Genomic DNA, 18,890 nt, shown 5'->3' on the forward strand with positions numbered 1-18,890 from the left:
GCCATGGCAAAGAAAAAATCAGTTGGCAAGACGCCCGTCAATGTCAAACTTCAACAACTTGAAGAGCACAAGGAATCAGGAATTGATGAATTCCTGAGTACCAACCAGGGATTGAAGATTAATGATAACCAGAATTCTTTAAAAGCAGGAGAGCGTGGTGCAACGCTCCTGGAGGATTTTATACTTAGGGAAAAAATTACCCATTTCGATCATGAACGCATACCGGAAAGGATTGTTCATGCCCGCGGCTCAGCGGCTCATGGAATTTTTGAGCTGTATGAATCAATGAGTCAGTATACAAGCGCCGGATTTCTCCAGCAGAAGGGTTCCATTACACCTGTGTTTGTTCGTTTCAGTACAGTAGCTGGCTCACGTGGATCCACTGACCTTGCCCGTGATGCACGTGGCTTTGCTGTAAAGTTTTATACACAAGAAGGAAACTATGATCTCGTAGGAAATAACATGCCTGTTTTTTTTATCCAGGATGCCATGAAGTTTCCTGACCTCGTGCATGCTGTAAAACCTGAGCCCCATAATGAAATGCCCCAGGCTGCGGCTGCACATGATACTTTCTGGGATTTTATTTCGCTAATGCCCGAAAGCATGCATATGATCATGTGGGCAATGAGCGACAGGGCTATTCCAAGAAGCTATAGGATGATGGAAGGATTTGGGGTTCACACCTTCCGGTTCATAAATTCCGCTAACCAGGCATTCTTCGTAAAATTTCATTGGAAACCATTATTAGGCGTCCATAGTGTTGCGTGGGATGAAGCTCAGAAAATATCTGGTAAAGATCCTGATTTTCATCGGCGTGACCTCTGGGAAGCAATTGAGAAGGGTGCTTTTCCAGAATGGGAACTAGGTGTTCAGATCGTTCCAGAAAAAGATGAGCATAAGTTTGAATTTGACCTTCTCGATCCAACGAAAATTATTCCCGAAGAATTAGTACCGGTGAAAAGAATAGGGAAGATGACACTTAACAGAAATCCTGATAACTTCTTTGCAGAAACTGAACAAGTAGCATTCCATCCGGGGCACCTAGTACCCGGAATCGACTTCACGAATGATCCTTTACTTCAGGGAAGATTATTCTCTTATACGGATACACAACTTTCCCGACTTGGTAGTCCTAATTTTCACGAAATACCTATTAACAGGCCTATTGCCCCACTTCACAATAATCAGCGTGATGGTCATATGCGGCAAATGATAAATAAGGGCGAAGTGAGTTATCATCCCAACAGTATTGGTGGTGGTTGTCCTTTCCAGGCAAAGGCAGCAGAAGGAGGTTTTGTTTCATATAACGAAAGAATTGATGCACGAAAAGTGCGGGCAAGAAGCAAAAGTTTCTTCGATCATTTCAGTCAGGCTACCCTTTTCTATAATAGCCAGAGCGAGCCGGAGAAAGATCACATCATTGATGCTCTTCGGTTTGAATTAGGTAAAGTTGAACGCCCTGCTATAAGGGAAAGGATGGTTGGGTTGCTTACCCAGGTTGACCGTACACTTGCTGCAAAAGTGGCGGAGGGATTGGGAATAGCTGTTCCTAAAACACCTGAAATGCCCATGAACCATAGCATTCCAGCTGATGGAGATCCAAAGAAATTCCAGCCAACAAAAGTCAAAAGCAGCCTCGAACGTTCAGAGGCTTTGAGCATGGCAAATACCATTAAGAATACAATCAAATCAAGACAGATAGCATTTCTTATTGCAGATGGAGTTGATGCTGCTTCAATAGATAGCATGCGCAAGAGTGTTGAAGCGGGTGGTGCCAATGTTAAATTGATTGCGCCAAGGTTGGGAAAGGTGAAATCCTCAAAAGGAGATTTAGCGGTTGATATGAGTTTCCTGACTTCCACCTCCGTTGTATTTGACGCAGTATACATTCCCGGTGGCAAAGGATCAGTTGAAAAATTGGCTGCCGAAGCTGATGCTGTTCATTTTGTAAATGAAGCTTATCGCCATTGCAAAGCGATAGCCACAGCTGAGGATGCAACCGCTTTCCTGGATGTAACAGCAGTGGAACAAGATGAGGCAGTTATTACTAACGGTAATGCAAAAGCATTCATCAATGCAATAGCAAAGCATCGTTTATGGGAAAGGGAAAAAGGAAGAAAAGTGCCCGCTTAATATTTTAAATACGAATATCTTCAATGGTACGGTTCAGGCGACTTCTTTCAGCAGCAAAAGCCATAAGATGACTTTCCACGGAAGCTTCAATGGAAGAGCTTAATAAGGTCTTATCCTGCTGGGAAATTGCCTGGACCCAATCCTTTACCAACAAATGATCTCCACCACCATGCGTATCTGTCTTTAAGGACCAGGTGACCTGTTTTTTTGTTTTAAAGTCAGTCATTACAAAAGTTTCCATATCACCAATAATATCACCTTTTGATCCCATTATCCGGGTTCTCCTTCCCTCATAAGAAACATGTGCTTCCATAGAAAATGCGGCAGTTACTCCATTCTCAAATAGAATATTAACTGTCAGGTGATCAGGCTGATCATTATCCATTTTAAATACACATCTTCCATAATCGGTAGTCTTCAGTTGTTCAAGGATAGAATTGTCCCATTCACTTCTGTCTTCAGGTAAATCAAATACATACAATCGCTTCCTGTCGCGATAATAAATCTGCAGTGCAGAATATGCGCAACTGTTTTCAACCTTGCATCCATCTGTGCATCTTTCTGTACTGCCTTCCGGGGCATTGGCCGTTTTGAACCATCTCAGGTTTCCAAAACAGTGAACATCATGTGCTTCACTTCCTACCAGCCAACGAATTATATCAGTATCATGACATGATTTGGCAAGAATTATAGGGGTTGCTTTTTTACTGTTTCGCCATTTTCCTCTTACATAGGAATGACTCATATGAACATGTTCAATCGGCTCCATATGATGTATGCTGATAATGTCACCTATAAGTCCCGCATCAAGAATTGTTTTAAGTTCCCTGAAATATGGTGAATAACGTAATACATGACAAACCCCCACAATACGATTTGTTTCCTGCGCCTTATGCAAAATTTCCCTGCATTCTTCTTCGGATGGTGCGATCGGTTTTTCCAGAAGTATATCATACCCTGCATCCAGAGCAGCCAGACAGGGTTCGGTATGCATGTTATCAGGAGTGGCGATAATGACAGCGTCTGCCAGCTTCTCTACTTTAAATACCGTACTCCAGTCGTTAAATACCATGTGCTCCGGAATATTATATGCTTTGGCTGTTTTCTTTCTCCTTTCAGGATTTATATCTGCAACACCAACAATCTTTAGTTCATCAGGAAATTTTTTTGAATAAGAGGCGTAGTTTGATCCACGGTGGCCAGCGCCAATCAATATTGCTGTAACAGGTCTTGTGATCTTACGATGGCGGGGATCATAATAGAGGTCATCTTCCAGTCCAAAAATTGAAGCGAATTCCTTCCACTTTAAAACCGCATTATCCTTAATGATATCAAACGACCTTAAGAGAATCCGGGAAGAGATAAACTGGCGTAACGACATTTCCTGCATCTATTTAAAATAAAATTACCGTAAAATTGTACACAATCAATAGCCATGCCATCCAGACGAAATTTCATAAAAAAGACAGGAGTATTTGCCTCGGGTTTCATGCTTAGCCAGGCTACAGGCTTAGGTATGTATTCAGCAGGATTTGAATCAAACAGACCGCCGCTGGCCGAAAGAAAATTCAACAGTAAGGCAGTTGAGGATACAATTGCGGGTTTGAAAAAACAAATTGGTGATCCGGAACTGGCCTGGCTTTTTGAAAATTGTTTTCCAAACACACTTGATACAACCGTTGAGTTTGAAATGTTAAATGGCATACCTGACACCTATGTAATTACCGGTGATATTGATGCCATGTGGTTGCGGGACAGCACTGCGCAGGTTTGGCCATACTTATCACTGGTGAAGAAGGATGATAAGCTTAAGCAATTAATTGCTGGCGTCATTAACAGGCAAAAGAATAGCATTCTATTAGATCCATATGCCAATGCATTTTATAAAGATCTGAATAAGATTAGTGAATGGAAATCAGATATCACAACCATGAAACCCGGCATCCATGAAAGGAAATGGGAGATCGACAGTCTATGTTATCCGATTCGCCTTGCACACCGGTTTTGGAAACTAACGGGAGATATATCTGTTTTTGATGAGGCATGGAAACAATCTATTGTTCTTACACTGCAAACATTTAAAGAGCAGCAACGCAAGAATGGAAATGGTCCCTATACTTTCCAGCGAAATACAGCATGGGCTACTGATGGAGTGCCTTTAAGCGGTTATGGATATCCGGTAAACCCGGTGGGACTTATCTGTTCTATTTTCAGACCAAGTGATGATTCAACACTTTTCCCCTTCCTTGTTCCTGCAAATTTCTTTGCCGTTGTATCACTAAGGCAGGCGGCAGAAATGGTGGATAAGATTTACAATGATAATAAGCTTGCCAATGAATGCAGCCATTTAGCCGATGAGGTGGAAACGGCATTAAAGAAATATTCTGTTACTGAGCATCCTGCATATGGTAAGGTGTATGCGTTTGAAGTGAATGGATTTGGAAGTTATCACCTGATGGATGATGCAAATGTTCCCAGTTTACTTTCGCTTCCATACCTGGGAGCAGTAACTGAAAAGGACAATATATATGCTAATACCCGGCGCTATATCTTATCTACTGATAATCCATTCTTCTTTAAAGGCAGGGCAGCCGAAGGCATTGGTGGCCCACACGGTGGAATGCATACTATATGGCCGATTGCAATCATCATGCGCGGACTGACTTCTAAAGACCCTTCGGAAATAAAACAAAGTCTGCGTTTTTTGAAGACTACTCATGCTGGTACTGGTTTTATGCATGAAGCCTTCCATAAAGATGATCCATCCCGGTTCACCCGGAAATGGTTTGCCTGGGCCAATACTTTGTTCGGGGAATTGGTTTTACAAGTACAGGAGAAAAACCCTTCACTGCTAAAAGAGATAATATAAGATAAATTATTCCCCCAGCATATCCGGCCTTCTTTCACGTGTTCGTTGGAGCGCCTGTTCGAAACGCCATTCTTCCACTTTACGGAGGTCGCCACTAAGCAATATTTCAGGCACTTTCAGCCCCCGGAAGTCGGCCGGCCTCGTATAAACGGGAGGGGCAAGTAAATCATCCTGGAATGAATCGGTCAATGCAGAAGTTTCATCATTGAGTACTCCGGGCAATAGGCGTGCAACTGCATCGGTCACTACGGCTGCTGCAAGTTCACCGCCGCTTAGAACATAGTCCCCAATGGAAATTTCCATCGTTACATACTCATCCCGGATCCGCTGGTCAATACCTTTATAATGGCCACAAATGATTAGGAGGTTTTCAAATAGAGAGAGTCTGTTGGCAGTTCGCTGTTCGAATCTTTCACCATCAGGTGTCATATAGATAACAGCATCGTATTTTCTATCAAGAGAAAGCTCATCAATTGCTTTTGCCAAAGGTTCGCACATCATTACCATACCCGCACCACCCCCATACTGGTAATCGTCAACCTGTCCATACTCGTTAACAGCCCATTTGCGCAGATGATGGACCTGTATTTCAAGCAAACCTTTGTTCTGTGCACGCTTCATGATGGAATGGCCCAGTGGACTTTCCAGAAGTTCAGGAACAACGGAAATGATATCTATACGCATGTTGCAAAGATAGGGGCTGATCTTTCATGGTTGTTTCAGGATATTATACTTAATTTAAATGCATTATCACTTTCATCAACTAATTGCTATATGAGAAATAAAGTGTTCCTCTGGAGTATTATCGTTGCGCTTGGCGGATTCCTGTTTGGTTTTGATACTGCAGTGATATCCGGTGCTGAACAATCAATTCAGGAATACTGGCAGCTTAGCGATACGCAACATGGTCTAACAATATCAATTGCCCTGATAGGGACCATTCTGGGTGCTTTGATCGGTAGCATCCCTTCAGAAAAACTGGGGCGTAAGAACACACTAATATTAATAGCAATTCTGTATTTATTTTCAGCACTAGGTACTGCGCTGGCTACCAATTGGTTTGTATTTATGATCTTCCGGTTCCTTGGTGGGATAGGGGTTGGCGCCTCCTCAGTAACAGCTCCCATTTATATATCAGAAATTTCTCCTGCCAAATCACGTGGCAAACTCGTGGCTTTATTCCAGTTCAATATCGTATTTGGTATTCTTGTTTCTTACCTGTCTAATTATCTGATTGGGCAGGGTGGTGATTCATCATGGAGATGGATGCTTGGGGTTCAGGTGATCCCTTCGTTATTATTCCTGGTATTATTGAGGCTGGTGCCCGAAAGCCCTCGTTGGCTTATCGTTAAGAAAGGTAAAATAGAAGAAGCCACGAAAGTACTTAAGATCATAAACCCTTCCGGATATGAAGCGGAAGTGGAGGAAATAAAAGCGGACATGATGAGGGATCAGACCGTTCAGGGAGCCGAACTGTTTTCGCCCAAACACAGGTTCCCCGTTTTTCTGGCAGTCACCTTCGCGATCTTTAACCAGGTGTCTGGTATAAACGCAATAATTTATTATGCCCCACGGATTTTTGAGATGACTGGATTAGAAAAGGAATCCTCTCTTCTTTCAAGTGTAGGAATAGGGTTGGTCAATTTCATCTTTACACTGCTTGCCATGAATTTTATTGATAGGTTCGGGAGGCGAACCCTAATGTTAATTGGTTCAGTGGGTTTGATCATTACCCTTGGTTTGGTTTCACGTGCCTTTTTCATGAATGATTTCGGGGGCCTGATGGTAACAGTTTTATTATTGGTTTACATTGCATTTTTTGCTTTTTCCCAGGGAGCTGTTATATGGGTTTTTATTTCTGAGATATTTCCAAACCAGGTGCGTGCGAAGGGCCAGACACTTGGCAGCCTTACCCATTGGGTGATGGCAGCCATAATAGCTTTTTCATTCCCCATGCTGACCTCTTACCTTGGCGGAGGAACTACATTCCTGTTCTTTGCATTGATGATGGTGCTGCAACTGGTATTCGTATGGAAACTAATGCCTGAAACAAAAGGCAGATCTCTTGAACAGCTGGAACATACTATCATTATGCATTGATAAAATCTTTCAAACTGAAAAATATGTCTGCAGCTTTTAACGTGGTATGCTATGGCGAAGTTTTGTGGGATCTTTTGCCAACCGGAAGTAAGCCTGGAGGCGCTCCAATGAATGTAGCCTATCACCTGAAAAAATTAGGTAATAGTCCCGCCATGATTTCCCGTGTGGGCTCAGATGACAGAGGTACTGAGCTCTTAAAAATTTTCCAGGAAAAAGGCCTTAATACTGATTTTATCCAGAGAGATGATTCACTACCTACAGGTATTGTTAATGCTACCCCTAATGAAAGGGGAGAGATGTCCTATGAAATTTGTGCACCTGTTGCATGGGATAATATACAATGGTTCGATTCGATGGAAGGTCTTATAAAAAATGCCGATCATTTTGTGTTTGGGAGCCTGGCCGCAAGGAACAAGCAATCCTATAATACACTTTTCAAATTTATTGAAAGGGCGACTAATAAGGTGCTCGACATAAATTTACGTCCACCCCATTTTAATGCAAAAACCGTTGAAGAATTACTGGCCGTAGCGGATATTGTAAAGATGAATGAAGATGAATTAAACCTGATCAGTGAATGGTATGGGCCCATTTCCAACATACAGGAACGCATATTATTGCTGCAGGAAAAATTCTGGATTCCGACGCTAATTATTACAAGAGGTGCAAATGGTGCTATAGTGAATACAAACGGAGTTTTTTATGAACATCCGGGTTATAAAGTAAAGGTTGCAGATACGGTTGGAAGCGGCGATTCATTCCTTGCCGCATACCTCACAAAAAGCATTCATGGATGGCATGCTGACCAGGCGCTTAGTTATGCCTGTGCTTTGGGTTCATTAATTGCTACAAGGGAAGGAGGATGTCCTGATTATAATCTGGAAGAAATTGAAAATATGTTACAATAAGAAAGGGTACTTAATTTATTGCCGGATGATCTTTCCGTCTTCCATTTCAATTACCCTGGATGTGCGTGCGGCAAACTCCGGATCATGTGTAACGATCAGAAGACTCTGGTTGAATTCCTGGGAGAGTTGCTGAAAAATTTCGAAGACAATTTCACTGTTTTTTTTATCCAGATTACCAGTAGGCTCATCACCCATAATGATCTGGGGCTCATTGATCAGCGCCCTGGCGATAGCAACTCTTTGTTTTTCACCACCTGAAATCCGGTTTGCTTTTTTGTTATAGAGATGCTCTATTCCCAGTGTACGTAGCAGTTTCATGGCCCTGTGTTCCAGTACCTGCGTTGTTATCTTGTTTAATTTCCGCCCCGGAAGGGTTATGTTTTCAAGAACGGTAAACTCATTCAATAAATAGTGAAACTGAAAGACGAAACCAATTTTTTCATTTCGGATGGCAGCAAGTTCCTGTTCTCTTCGGCCTGTTACCATTTCGTTATCGATCCATAATTCACCGTTGTAATCAGTATCCATTGTAGAGAGAATATAGAGAAGCGTTGATTTTCCACAACCAGATTTTCCGACAACAGACACGAATTCACCTTTACCCACGGAAAAGGAAATATCATTCAGCACATTCATGCGAACCGGGTCTGTAAAATCTTTTGTTATATGCCGGGCTTCAAGGATGATGTTGCTCATATTATTTTCCTCTGATAATTATCACCGGATCTACTTTGCTTGCCTTTCTTGCAGGAAAATAGCCCGCCAGAAATGTAGTGAACATAGAAAAACTGAATCCAATACCATAATAAATTATATCATAGTTAATTGGGTATGTTTTTATTGTTGGCAGTGCGGCGGTATTGAATGGTATCTGGTCAATAACGGATGAAATAAGAAATCCAAAAACCAAACCTGTAAGTCCCCCGAAAAATCCTATGCTTAATGCTATAACCATAAAGATCCTGTTCACATCTTTACCGGAAAATCCTGTGGCTTTCATAATTGCTATAGAATCCATTTTTTCATAGATCATCATGTTGAGAATATTATATATCCCAAAACCAGCAACAATCAGCAGCGTTATTCCTACAGCATATGATATCAGCGATCTTACCGAGGATCCTGTTTCAAACTGGGCATTCGCTGACTGGATATCCTCTGAATCGATATTGAATGTTTTCGCGAACTCTTTTGACATGGCAGGTGCATCATCGATATCCCTCACCTTTAACTGAATATCTGTTATATAGTCGGCAGGCTTTCCCAGCAACTTCTGAACAGTTTGTATGGAAGCATAACTCTGAACCTTATCCAGATCCTGTAGACCTGATTGGAAATATCCAGCAACTTTTAGTCTGAAACTTTCACCCTGTGCGGTTGTAATCTGAACAACATCTCCTATATCCACAAGAAGTTTTTCTGCTAAACCTTTTCCCAGTATTATAGTATTGGCCAGATTCCGGATATCAGCAGCATTTCCCTTTACCACATAATCATTGAAAAAAAATAGTGCTGCTTCTGCTTCCACATCTATACCATCTATAACACCGGTAATATCGATATTGCCCTCATTAAAAAATACCTGTGCTTTTAGTTTTGGAGCGATACCAATTACCCGGTTATCCTGCTGCAATGTTTTTATTATGGCACCGCTATTATAGATAGACTCCCTGCTATTACCTGACCTTATCGAATGAAGAATGTTGTGATTATCTTTAAACTCGGGATGTTCATAAACAGGTTGGTCTGCTTTGGGTTTAATTTCTGTGAATAGCCTTACATGTGCAGTTCTGTTAAGAATGAGTCCATCCAGCATATCGTTTAAGCCATTCATGAAACCCAGGAGCGTTATAAACATCGTTATACTGAAAGTGACCCCTATAGCCGCCACCAGTGTTTGTTTCCACCGGGCCCTCAATAACGATAGTGCAATATCTATGATGAGCTTTGCATTCATTTTGATGGTAATAGTATGATATCGGTTGTATCAAGTCCGCTGATAATCTCAGCTTTCCGATAATCTTTTAAGCCGGTAACTACTTTTTTTATTGATTTATCTTCAAGCATTACCTGGTCATTTTCCATCAGGTAATTTCGGGGTATTGTCATTGTTCTTTCACGGGTTTGTATAATGATATTGGTTTCAGTGGAAAGGTTTGGATAAAGCCTGTCGGGCATTTTAGTAAACACCGCTTCCACTGTGAATGTGCCCGAACGCTCATTCATAATAGGATTGATTTTTGTAATATAACCTTCAAACACCATCCCCTTGTAACTATCAAGGCTTATCAGCGTTTTTTGACCAGGCTTTATCCTTGCGATATCATATTCATCCACCTCAAGTTCCAGAAGGAAATCAGTTGCATTGCCAATAACAGCAACAGGCATCTGTGGTGATACTATTTCCCCTTTTTCCCTGAGGATTGAAAATACCATTCCATCCACCTCACTTCGAATAGTGAAGTCTTTCTGCAATGATGTATTGATCTGTAGATTCTTCCTTGATTGTTTGGCAATAAACTCTATTTCTTTTTTTACTTCATTGTATCGCCTGACAGCTATTTCATAATTCTTATTTGATGTTTGGGAAGCCAGTTCTCTTTGATCCAATTCATTTTTAGTTCCTATACCTTCCGACCACAGATTTTTCTGGCGGTCATACAAAGTAGAATCATTTTTGTATTTACGCTCCGCAATCTCTATCCCTGCTTTTAATTCTTCCAGGCGGTCAGTCTTGTTGGAAGCAGCAGAATACTCGGCTGCCAGCCTTGCATTTTCGGTACTCAGTTCTGCAGCATCATTGGAAAGTACAATTAGTGGTGTTCCTTTACGAATGGTATCCCCCTCCTCAACCATTATTTCTTTTATTATGCCGCTAACGGTTGAATAAACTTCATACTGGTTCCTGCTTTTAATGGTGCCGGAAGCATAAACCGATTCTGTGATACTTTCGATTATGGGTCTGGTTTTTTCCTGTTTATCCTTACAGGCTGTGCATAAGAAAATTACTGTAACTGAACTGATTATTAGTTGTCTCCAGGGTGACATAATTCCGGCTTGATTGGTATCTCGATCTGATTACTAAAAGTACCTTAAGTTTTTCAATATTGACTTTTAACACCGGCTGATTGTTACTAATTTTATGCATATGAACCATCTTATAAGAAAGGCAAGGCCAACCGATTATCATGCTATCCTCGATATATGGGAAGCATCAGTAAGAGCAACGCATCATTTTCTCTCAGAGGCTGATATTATTTATTTCCGGCCCCTTATCAGGGATGAATACCTTGACCTTGTTGATTTATTTGTTATTACTGATCCGGAAGAAACCATTCTTGGATTTACCGGCATAGCCGCTAATAAAATAGAAATGTTATTTGTGGATCCCCAGGTTATGGCTAAAGGGTTGGGAAAGGCATTGCTTCTTTTTGCAGTGAATGAACAACATGCCAATTCTGTGGATGTAAATGAACAGAATGAACGTGCAGTTGCATTTTATAAGCATATGGGTTTTGTAATAACAGGGAGGTCCGAAAAGGATGGATTGGGAAAACCTTATCCTCTTTTACATATGAGCTTTGGAAACCAACGTAAAGTAATTCTCGGCCTCGCAGTTTCACTGGATGGATTAATTGAAGGTCCCAATGGGGAATACGACTGGTGTTTTACAGACCAGGATTATGGTCTTAAGGATTTTTTCGATCGTGTAGATGCTGTTTTTATAGGTCGTCTAACTTATGACCTTGTGAAATCAATGCCTGATGCGGGGGGGATGCCCAAACTAAAGCAATATGTCTTTTCCAATACGTTAGAATCACTGGATGATGAAAGCATTTTAATATCGGGAAATATTGAGGCGGAAGTGAAAAATATCTTAAGGCAGCCTGGTAAAGATATCTGGTTATATGGAGGAGCCTCACTGACAAGTTCACTTATGCAATTAGGACTTGTTCATGAATTATGGTTATCTGTGCATCCCATTTTACTTGGGAAAGGAAAGCCTTTATTCCAGGGACTAAGCGAAAGGATCAAACTTGATCTCCTGGATTCGCATACATATGAAACCGGCCTTGTTTCATTACGGTATTCTATTAACCGGTAGAATATTGTTTGATGTATAGTTAATTGATGGCTTTTTTTGTTGCACAACCATTAAAAAAAGGTTAGAAAAATCGGAACTAACCCAAATGGATTGGTTTTTGTTCTCCATTAAATTCACCATAACCAACCAGCCATGTTATTTCCAATCCCTTACAGATTAGTATCTAAGTTATTTTATACTGTTCTTGTATTTTCTTTGTTATCCTGTTCAAAGGATGAGAATGAGGATGTTGAAAACCCCTCTGGGGAAGTAACAACAAACGAAGGGGCTCCGGTATTCCTTGTCATCGATGAGGAGAGCATAGATAATGGAAATCCTCCCAACAATTTTTCCGCTGAAGCAGTGAATGATCAATTAGCCAAACCAGGGCTCCGTCAACCATTGAAATATTTTCAGGATAATGTAGGTAAAACTATAACACTCTATACCGGCGATGTTGGTGATGAAGGTTGGCATGCACTGCGTACTATACCCGAGAGCTGGAAAAACGCCGGCCCAACTTCGAATGGAGCACGTAATTTTTTACAGGCTGGTCCCGGCCTGGGTTCTGGTAATGATGATCCTGAAGTTTTGCTGGATGAAATCAGGGATGTTACGCCTTTACGCGCCACAGGCCTAAAAATGCTGGAGGGTAAGACTGTGATTGCAGTTGTATATGATAGTGAAATCAGCACCAATTATTCACCTCTCCAGGCAAATCTCATGGGTGCCAATCTTGGAATTGTTGCCTTTGATGTGTTAACTGTTTCTCGTCGCACAGATGGATCATCAAATTCGCTGCCGCGTGTGTCAATCCGTATTCGTAATGCAACAACCGTTAGTGGAGGTCAGTTGAATCTCTTCCAGAATGCTCCACAGCCTTCCTCATCTTCAGAACCTAATGATATTACACCACCTGCAAGTGTAGGGGCACCGGTTCTTGTACCAGCGGACTGATGTAAGTATTGGGTTACTTAGTATCTTTCCGGTATGTTCAAAGAGAACCCACTGCCGATCATACTTTTTAGTTTTGCCGTTATTATGGCAACTGCTGTAATGCAGTATCAGCAACCGGATTATAGTTTTTTTGATGGTGGATATATAATTGCCATCTTATTGACTATTTTCCTGAAAGACGATCTCTACACAAGGATTTTCGGATTTACCGGCCTGGCTTTTACAGTCATATCCTTTTTCTATCAGGATTCAACTATTAGCATAAGCCAGGTTTTGCTGCAAAGACTTTTTTCGGCTATAGTTATCATCATGACAATGATGTTGGTCATCTACCTTAAAAAACTTTACCGTAGTCTTGAAAAGGAAGAACGACAGGTTACAGCGCTTTTTGAACATGCAACTGAAGGTATAATCCTGACCAATGGTAAGGGAGAGATCATTCTGGTTAATCCGGAAGCAGAAAGACTTTTCAACTATCATAAGTCTGAGCTTCTGGGGCAAGCTATTGAGATCCTGATCCCCATGCGTTTCCAGCCTAACCACCACAATTATCGCAACCAGTTTTATGATAAACCAAGCAATCGCAGAATGGGGCAGGGAAGGGATCTGTTTGCTCGTCGAAAGGATGCTTCCGAGTTTCCGGTTGAAGTAAGCCTAAGCCATTTCAGCGATAAGAAAGATCAGTATGTTATTGCTTTTATTATCGATATTACCCAACGTAAAGAAGCCGAACGTAAACTACTGCTGCAGAAAGAACAATTGGAAAAAGTTACCAATGATGTTCGAAAACTAAATACTGATCTTGAAACCAAAGTAGAGGAAAGAACCCTGATTCTTAAGGAAGCTCTGCAGGAACTGGAACGATCTCAAATTGAATTAGAGGAAGCGCTTAACAAGGAAAAGGAGCTCAATGAAATTAAAAGCAGGTTTGTATCAATGGCCTCCCATGAATTTCGGACTCCACTAAGTACCATCTTATCCTCGGCTACCCTGATAAGCAGATACCAGCAACAAACGGAACAACCACAGCGTGATAAACATGTTTTCCGGATCAAGGATGCCGTGCATCACCTCAATGACCTTTTGGAAGATTTCCTTTCATTCGGCAAACTGGAAGAAGGCAAGGTTGAAACACAGATTTCCCAATTCAATATTCATGAATTGGTTTTTGAAGTGGAAGAGGAACTAAAAACTGTAATGAAAAAAGGGCAGGTATTTGAAACCAATTTGGAAGGCTCTCCTCTTTGCGCAACAGATAAGCGCCTTTTAAAACATGTGCTAATTAATCTTTTTAGCAACGCGTTAAAGTTTTCGGAGGTAGAAAAACGGATCAGGGTATCTATTTTCAGGGCTGATTCGAATGTTGTTATTAAAGTTAAGGATGAGGGTATCGGCATTGCTAAGGAGGATCAGGAATATCTTTTTGATAGTTTCTTCCGTGCTAAAAATGCATTTAATATTCAGGGCACCGGCCTAGGTCTCCATATTGTTAAAAGGTATATTGATCTGCTCCAGGGGGAGATCTCATTTGATAGTGAACTGAATGTGGGTACTACTGTCACTGTCAAACTCCCCTGTAACCGCCTGAATTAATAAAGTGCTGGCAGGTTATTTGCATTTCCTGTATATGAACAGAAGTATTATAGTTGCAATAATCGCGACCTTATACCTTTTGGTGTATGTTATTTTGTACGTACTGGGTGCCGGATCAGGGCTGGTAACTATCCTCTTTACGCTTTCACCACTGGTTGTATTGTGGCTGGTATTTACCGTATTAAAAGATGATTCAGTACCGGTAAGGGAATTGGAAGATGGGGAAGAATGGGGTTATGGAGACAGGGAGAAAGAAATGCTGGGATTGTTTTAATCAGTGGCATACCGCTGATTCGGGCCGGGAAGCTTCCAGCACAGGGCTTATAAAAGGTATTCCAAGGTTCAAACCGCGAAGTATGAGTAAGATACCCATGGTGGCGATCACGTATGGTGTTAGCTTGCGAATATTATTACGCATGGTTATGCTTGCGAGGTGACCAAACATGCTCAACGCTAACATTGCCGGGAGAGTACCCGAACCAAATGCAGCCATGAACAATATGCCATCCGTAATTTCACTGCTGCTTAATGCACCTGCTATTGCCAGATATACCATGCCGCAGGGTAATAAGCCATTCGCCATACCCAGTAAAAGGAAGGCTCCCGGTCTGCTATCTTTTAATAGCAATGCCATCCACTCCTGAATTCTATATTGTAGTTTTTTGAAAATCGAAGGTTGAATACGCGTCCTTGACCTTCCATATCCTATCAATAAAAAAAGAACAGCTACACCCAACAGAATCGAGAACCACTGCTGGAATCCGGCAAGATAAATTTGCCTTCCCATTATACCGAAAATGGCACCAAGAATTGAATAGGTTAGTACCCTTCCAAGATGATAATTTATTATAGCCAAATACCTGCTTATGTTGCTAAGATGCTGAACTGGTAAGGCAAAAGCAATGGGTCCACACATCCCAACACAGTGAAAGCTGCTTATCAGCCCCAGGCTTAATCCGGCTATAATTATTTCAATATTCATTATTGTACCTGAAGGTAACTGTCATTATAAAATTGTTTTCCATCAGCATTCCAGTTCACTCTAACACGATACGCTGCAGGCAGTACATCTTTACCTATCGCAAATCGCTGCAATCCTTCTCTATCTGCCTGGAGGGCTATCTTACGATCCCTCTTTGAATCAGCAGCACAATAGAAATATACTTCGCCAATCAGGTATTGACCCTTCATTTCTTCCGGCATGTGTAAGATAATGCTGTCATCCTCTTGTGTTATAGAAACGCTTGTTTCCAGTGATTTTGCATTGTCGGTGGCATCTATTACATCCTGGTATGCCAACTCTTCTTTGTAATAATCCTTGGATACCAATTCAAATTCGGTTTGAAGACTCATGTATACCAATGTTCCCATCAATAATGCAAATGCGATAAAAGTCAATAGTATTTTATGTCCGAAATTCATGTTCTTATAATTTATGGTGCCACAGGCCCCAGGAAATTTGTTTTTAATACTGCGATCTTCTTTTCCCCTTCGTAAAGTCCCAGTGGTATCAATGTTTTCCTATCAAATATCGCCTTTCGTGGAAGTACTATAAAAAATGATCCCGAACCCTGGCCTTCCTGTTTAACAATTACGGGGCCACCTCCAATTATCTCAACTTTTCCATCAGCTCTCTCCAGCCTCACTGTTAATGGAATATCTGCCATCGTTTTATTTACCACTTTTATGTTGTAAAGATTACTTATACTATCGTTGCCCCTTTCCTGGTAAAGCATTCCCGGCGTTCTCATGATGGTTGCATCCACATCTTTACGGGTTACGAGTAGTGTAGTTAAGATTACCAGCAACACCAGTAATAAAGCTGTGTAAAGCTTCATTCGGGTAGTATATTTAAGTGTCTCCCGGTTTTCAATTCCATTTTCTGAAGCATAACGTATCAATCCGCGCGGCCTCCCTACCTTATCCATTATATTGTCACAGGCATCAATACACGCAGTACAATTGACACACTCGAGCTGAGTGCCATTACGGATATCGATACCCGTTGGACAAACCTTTACACATTGAAAGCAATCAATACAGTCACCCAGATGGAGGGATTCTTTTTCTTTGACTTTCCCCCTTGGTTCCCCTCTTTTATAGTCATAGGCAACAATCAGGGAATTTCTGTCAAGTAACACGCCCTGGAGCCTTCCGTACGGACAAACAACCGTACATGCCTGTTCACGGAAGAAAGCATATACGGCATAAAAAACTGCTGAGAAGATCATAATGGACGCAAGACCCCCAAGATGCTCTGATACGGGTCCGGTTATGATAGACCATAATGCGTCCACACCAATTATATAGGAAAGAAAAAAATTGGCTATGAGAAAGGACATCAGGAAAAAAACCAGGTGTTTTGTTGATTTTTTGATGATCTTATTGGTGTTCCAGGCCGATTTGGAAAGTAGTTTCTGCTCCGTGGCATCTCCTTCGATGGCATATTCTATTTTGCGGAACACCATCTCCATGAATATTGTTTGGGGACAAATCCACCCGCAAAAAAGTCTTCCGAAGGCTGCTGTGAACAATACAATGAATATCACAAATGCAACCATCGTTAATCCAAATATGAAAAAATCCTGGGGCCAGAATACCTTGCCGAAAATGATAAATTTGGCCTCGGGAATGTTGAAAAGGAAAAGTGGTCTTCCATTATATTTAATGAATGGAAGGGCGATGAAAACAATAAAGAAAAACCAGCTTACATATGTTCTGTAATTGGTAAAACGGCCTTTAGGTTTTTGTGCAAACACCCATTTGCGTTTGCCGCTGGCATCCACCGTTGCAATCCTGTCACGAAAACTGCTTTCATCCCGTATTTCCTTTTCCGTTGTTGACATTCCTTTTTATTTACTGAGTCGTTTTGGTCACTGCTGCTGAATCTTTAACCGGGGCTGCTGTTGAATCTGTAGCGGGCGCTTCCATATAAAGATCACCCTGTTGTGCTTTAGCATTTGCCGGGTTCGATCCTTTGATGGATTTTATATAACTGGATAGCTGAGCTATTTGCATGGGGCTGAAGTCTTCCTGCCATGCACGCATTCCTTTTTCGGGAACACCATATTTAATTGTCTTAAAGATATCATTGATCCTGCCACCGTGTAACCAGTAATCATCTGTAAGATTCGGACCTACAGTGCCTTCTCCCGCCTGTCCGTGACATGCTGCACAGTTGGTAATATAAGAGGCTTTACCTGCTGCTATTGCGCCAGCGTCAAGCATCACCACGGTATTTTCATCAACCTTATTCGCTGATTTTTTCAAAAACTCCTCTTGTTGCTTTTCCGCCCTGGCCACTTCAATTTCATATTCCTGTATTGTTGATGGAGCACTATGCGTAACATGGAATCTCCATAGATAGATCACGGAAAAAAGGATACAGGCATAAAATCCATAAAGCCACCATGGGGGCAGGTTATTATCCAGTTCCCTGATTCCATCATAATCATGACCAAGATCGATATCAGATTCTTTTTCAAGTGGCTTGAAGCTGTTAAGTTTGGTCCACCAGTTGCCTTTGGCAGCCTTGGCTTTTGCTTTAGCAACTTTCTCTTCTTCTGTAACAACCTTTTCTTTCCGGAGCAACAACTGAAGGTTGTATAACATGTATAGAATACTGATCAGCTCCATAAATATTATTCCCACAAGGAAGCCGAATGTCAGTTTGTCAAGGCCGCCAACGTTTGTTGGTACAGTTGCAGCTGCTGCCGCCGCCTCCTGTGCCATTGACTCCCCTGATAAAAGGGTCAGGAAAATGATTAATAATGCAGCTCCTGTTGTACCTGCCCGCGACTGTCTGTACCTTGTAATGAAAACATCTGCTGCACCATTTACAACCCATGCCAGCAGTACATTTACCAGTGCCAGTGCACCGATTATAATCAGAAGAGTTAATGCCAGCGGATTTTCAAGGCTGTTCTCCGCCTTTGGTCCCGTTGCACCTTTTGCCCAAAGAGTTTGGGATGCTGTCAGCAATGCCATCAGCATTATTCCTGATTTGCCAGTGCGTTGCAACATCACCATTGCTTTATTGCTAAAAAACATACCGGTTGTTTTAAGAGTTTGTCTAGTTGTTCTTGTCTAAGGGTATATTGCTGATTTCTTCAATCAGTTTTTTGTCAGCCTTAATAGTCCAGATCAGTACCAGCAGGAATATTACACTGAATATCAATAGTGAACTCAGTCCAAATATGCTGATGCCAGATATAGATTCGAGATAGTTGATGAATTTCATATTGTA

Annotated in this window: 18 protein-coding genes; 8 read left to right on the plus strand and 10 right to left on the minus strand. The window is 41.5% G+C overall.

The window, feature by feature from the left end:
* Positions 1-3 precede the first annotated feature (3 nt).
* Positions 4-2,133: a catalase HPII gene (gene katE / locus V6M43_RS00905; RefSeq protein ID WP_332732169.1), complete on the plus strand. Its 2,130-nt coding sequence runs from the start codon at positions 4-6 to the stop codon at positions 2,131-2,133.
* A 4-nt stretch (positions 2,134-2,137) separates the two neighbouring features.
* On the opposite strand, the gene V6M43_RS00910 is transcribed toward katE, so the two are convergent.
* Positions 2,138-3,514, minus strand: a complete 1,377-nt coding sequence (locus tag V6M43_RS00910) for a Gfo/Idh/MocA family protein (protein WP_332732170.1) — start codon at positions 3,512-3,514, stop codon at positions 2,138-2,140.
* A 54-nt stretch (positions 3,515-3,568) separates the two neighbouring features.
* Between V6M43_RS00910 and V6M43_RS00915 the strand changes: the two genes are divergently transcribed.
* Positions 3,569-5,002, plus strand: coding sequence for a glycoside hydrolase family 125 protein (locus V6M43_RS00915; protein WP_332732171.1), 1,434 nt, complete (start codon positions 3,569-3,571; stop codon positions 5,000-5,002).
* A gap of 6 nt (positions 5,003-5,008) precedes the next feature.
* On the opposite strand, the gene trmD is transcribed toward V6M43_RS00915, so the two are convergent.
* Positions 5,009-5,686, minus strand: coding sequence for a tRNA (guanosine(37)-N1)-methyltransferase TrmD (trmD, locus tag V6M43_RS00920; protein ID WP_332732172.1), 678 nt, complete (start codon positions 5,684-5,686; stop codon positions 5,009-5,011).
* On the opposite strand from trmD, the gene V6M43_RS00925 reads away from it, so the two are divergent.
* Both V6M43_RS00925 and V6M43_RS00930 read left to right on the plus strand, forming a co-directional pair.
* Positions 5,630-7,102, plus strand: coding sequence for a sugar porter family MFS transporter (locus tag V6M43_RS00925; protein ID WP_332732173.1), 1,473 nt, complete (start codon positions 5,630-5,632; stop codon positions 7,100-7,102). The two genes, trmD and V6M43_RS00925, sit on opposite strands and share 57 nt — an antisense overlap.
* 23 nt (positions 7,103-7,125) lie before the next feature.
* Positions 7,126-8,010, plus strand: coding sequence for a carbohydrate kinase family protein (locus V6M43_RS00930; RefSeq protein ID WP_332732174.1), 885 nt, complete (start codon positions 7,126-7,128; stop codon positions 8,008-8,010).
* Between the two features lie 15 nt (positions 8,011-8,025).
* On the opposite strand, the gene V6M43_RS00935 is transcribed toward V6M43_RS00930, so the two are convergent.
* The 3 genes from V6M43_RS00935 to V6M43_RS00945 are packed head-to-tail and all read right to left on the minus strand — an operon-like array spanning position 8,026 to position 11,058.
* Positions 8,026-8,706, minus strand: a complete 681-nt coding sequence (locus V6M43_RS00935) for an ABC transporter ATP-binding protein (RefSeq protein ID WP_332732175.1) — start codon at positions 8,704-8,706, stop codon at positions 8,026-8,028.
* Position 8,707: 1 nt separating this feature from the next.
* The gene (locus V6M43_RS00940) at positions 8,708-9,967 is read right to left on the minus strand and encodes an ABC transporter permease (RefSeq protein WP_332732176.1); all 1,260 of its coding nucleotides are present in this window, start codon (positions 9,965-9,967) and stop codon (positions 8,708-8,710) included.
* On the minus strand, positions 9,964-11,058 hold the full coding sequence (locus V6M43_RS00945; RefSeq protein WP_332732177.1) for an efflux RND transporter periplasmic adaptor subunit: 1,095 nt from the start codon (positions 11,056-11,058) through the stop codon (positions 9,964-9,966). The genes V6M43_RS00940 and V6M43_RS00945 overlap by 4 nt, the downstream gene beginning before the upstream one ends.
* A 100-nt stretch (positions 11,059-11,158) precedes the next feature.
* Between V6M43_RS00945 and V6M43_RS00950 the strand changes: the two genes are divergently transcribed.
* The 4 genes from V6M43_RS00950 (at position 11,159) to V6M43_RS00965 (ending at position 14,918) form a co-directional block, all read left to right on the plus strand.
* Complete coding sequence (locus tag V6M43_RS00950) at positions 11,159-12,115, plus strand: acetyltransferase (protein WP_332732178.1); 957 nt, start codon at positions 11,159-11,161, stop codon at positions 12,113-12,115.
* 132 nt (positions 12,116-12,247) lie between these two features.
* Complete coding sequence (locus V6M43_RS00955) at positions 12,248-13,051, plus strand: hypothetical protein (RefSeq protein ID WP_332732179.1); 804 nt, start codon at positions 12,248-12,250, stop codon at positions 13,049-13,051.
* Positions 13,052-13,084: 33 nt separating this feature from the next.
* Positions 13,085-14,644, plus strand: coding sequence for a sensor histidine kinase (locus tag V6M43_RS00960; RefSeq protein ID WP_332732180.1), 1,560 nt, complete (start codon positions 13,085-13,087; stop codon positions 14,642-14,644).
* Positions 14,645-14,678: 34 nt separating this feature from the next.
* Positions 14,679-14,918: a hypothetical protein gene (locus tag V6M43_RS00965; RefSeq protein ID WP_332732181.1), complete on the plus strand. Its 240-nt coding sequence runs from the start codon at positions 14,679-14,681 to the stop codon at positions 14,916-14,918.
* Here the strand turns inward: V6M43_RS00965 and V6M43_RS00970 are convergent, their stop codons facing one another.
* The 5 genes from V6M43_RS00970 to V6M43_RS00990 are packed head-to-tail and all read right to left on the minus strand — an operon-like array spanning position 14,919 to position 18,884.
* On the minus strand, positions 14,919-15,626 hold the full coding sequence (locus V6M43_RS00970; protein WP_332732182.1) for a sulfite exporter TauE/SafE family protein: 708 nt from the start codon (positions 15,624-15,626) through the stop codon (positions 14,919-14,921). It abuts the gene before it with no gap.
* On the minus strand, positions 15,626-16,066 hold the full coding sequence (locus tag V6M43_RS00975; RefSeq protein WP_332732183.1) for a FixH family protein: 441 nt from the start codon (positions 16,064-16,066) through the stop codon (positions 15,626-15,628). Before V6M43_RS00975 ends, V6M43_RS00970 begins: the two co-directional genes overlap by 1 nt.
* An 11-nt stretch (positions 16,067-16,077) precedes the next feature.
* Positions 16,078-17,490 carry a cytochrome c oxidase accessory protein CcoG gene (gene ccoG, locus V6M43_RS00980; protein ID WP_332732184.1) on the minus strand — a complete coding sequence of 471 codons (1,413 nt, stop codon included), beginning with the start codon at positions 17,488-17,490 and terminating at the stop codon, positions 16,078-16,080.
* Positions 17,491-17,500: 10 nt separating this feature from the next.
* Positions 17,501-18,694, minus strand: a complete 1,194-nt coding sequence (locus V6M43_RS00985) for a cbb3-type cytochrome c oxidase N-terminal domain-containing protein (protein ID WP_332732185.1) — start codon at positions 18,692-18,694, stop codon at positions 17,501-17,503.
* Positions 18,695-18,716: 22 nt separating this feature from the next.
* The gene (locus tag V6M43_RS00990; protein WP_332732186.1) at positions 18,717-18,884 is read right to left on the minus strand and encodes a CcoQ/FixQ family Cbb3-type cytochrome c oxidase assembly chaperone; all 168 of its coding nucleotides are present in this window, start codon (positions 18,882-18,884) and stop codon (positions 18,717-18,719) included.
* Positions 18,885-18,890: the final 6 nt, after the last annotated feature.

This window comes from Flavihumibacter sp. (assembly GCF_036676075.1).
In the GTDB taxonomy this organism is placed as follows: domain Bacteria; phylum Bacteroidota; class Bacteroidia; order Chitinophagales; family Chitinophagaceae; genus Flavihumibacter.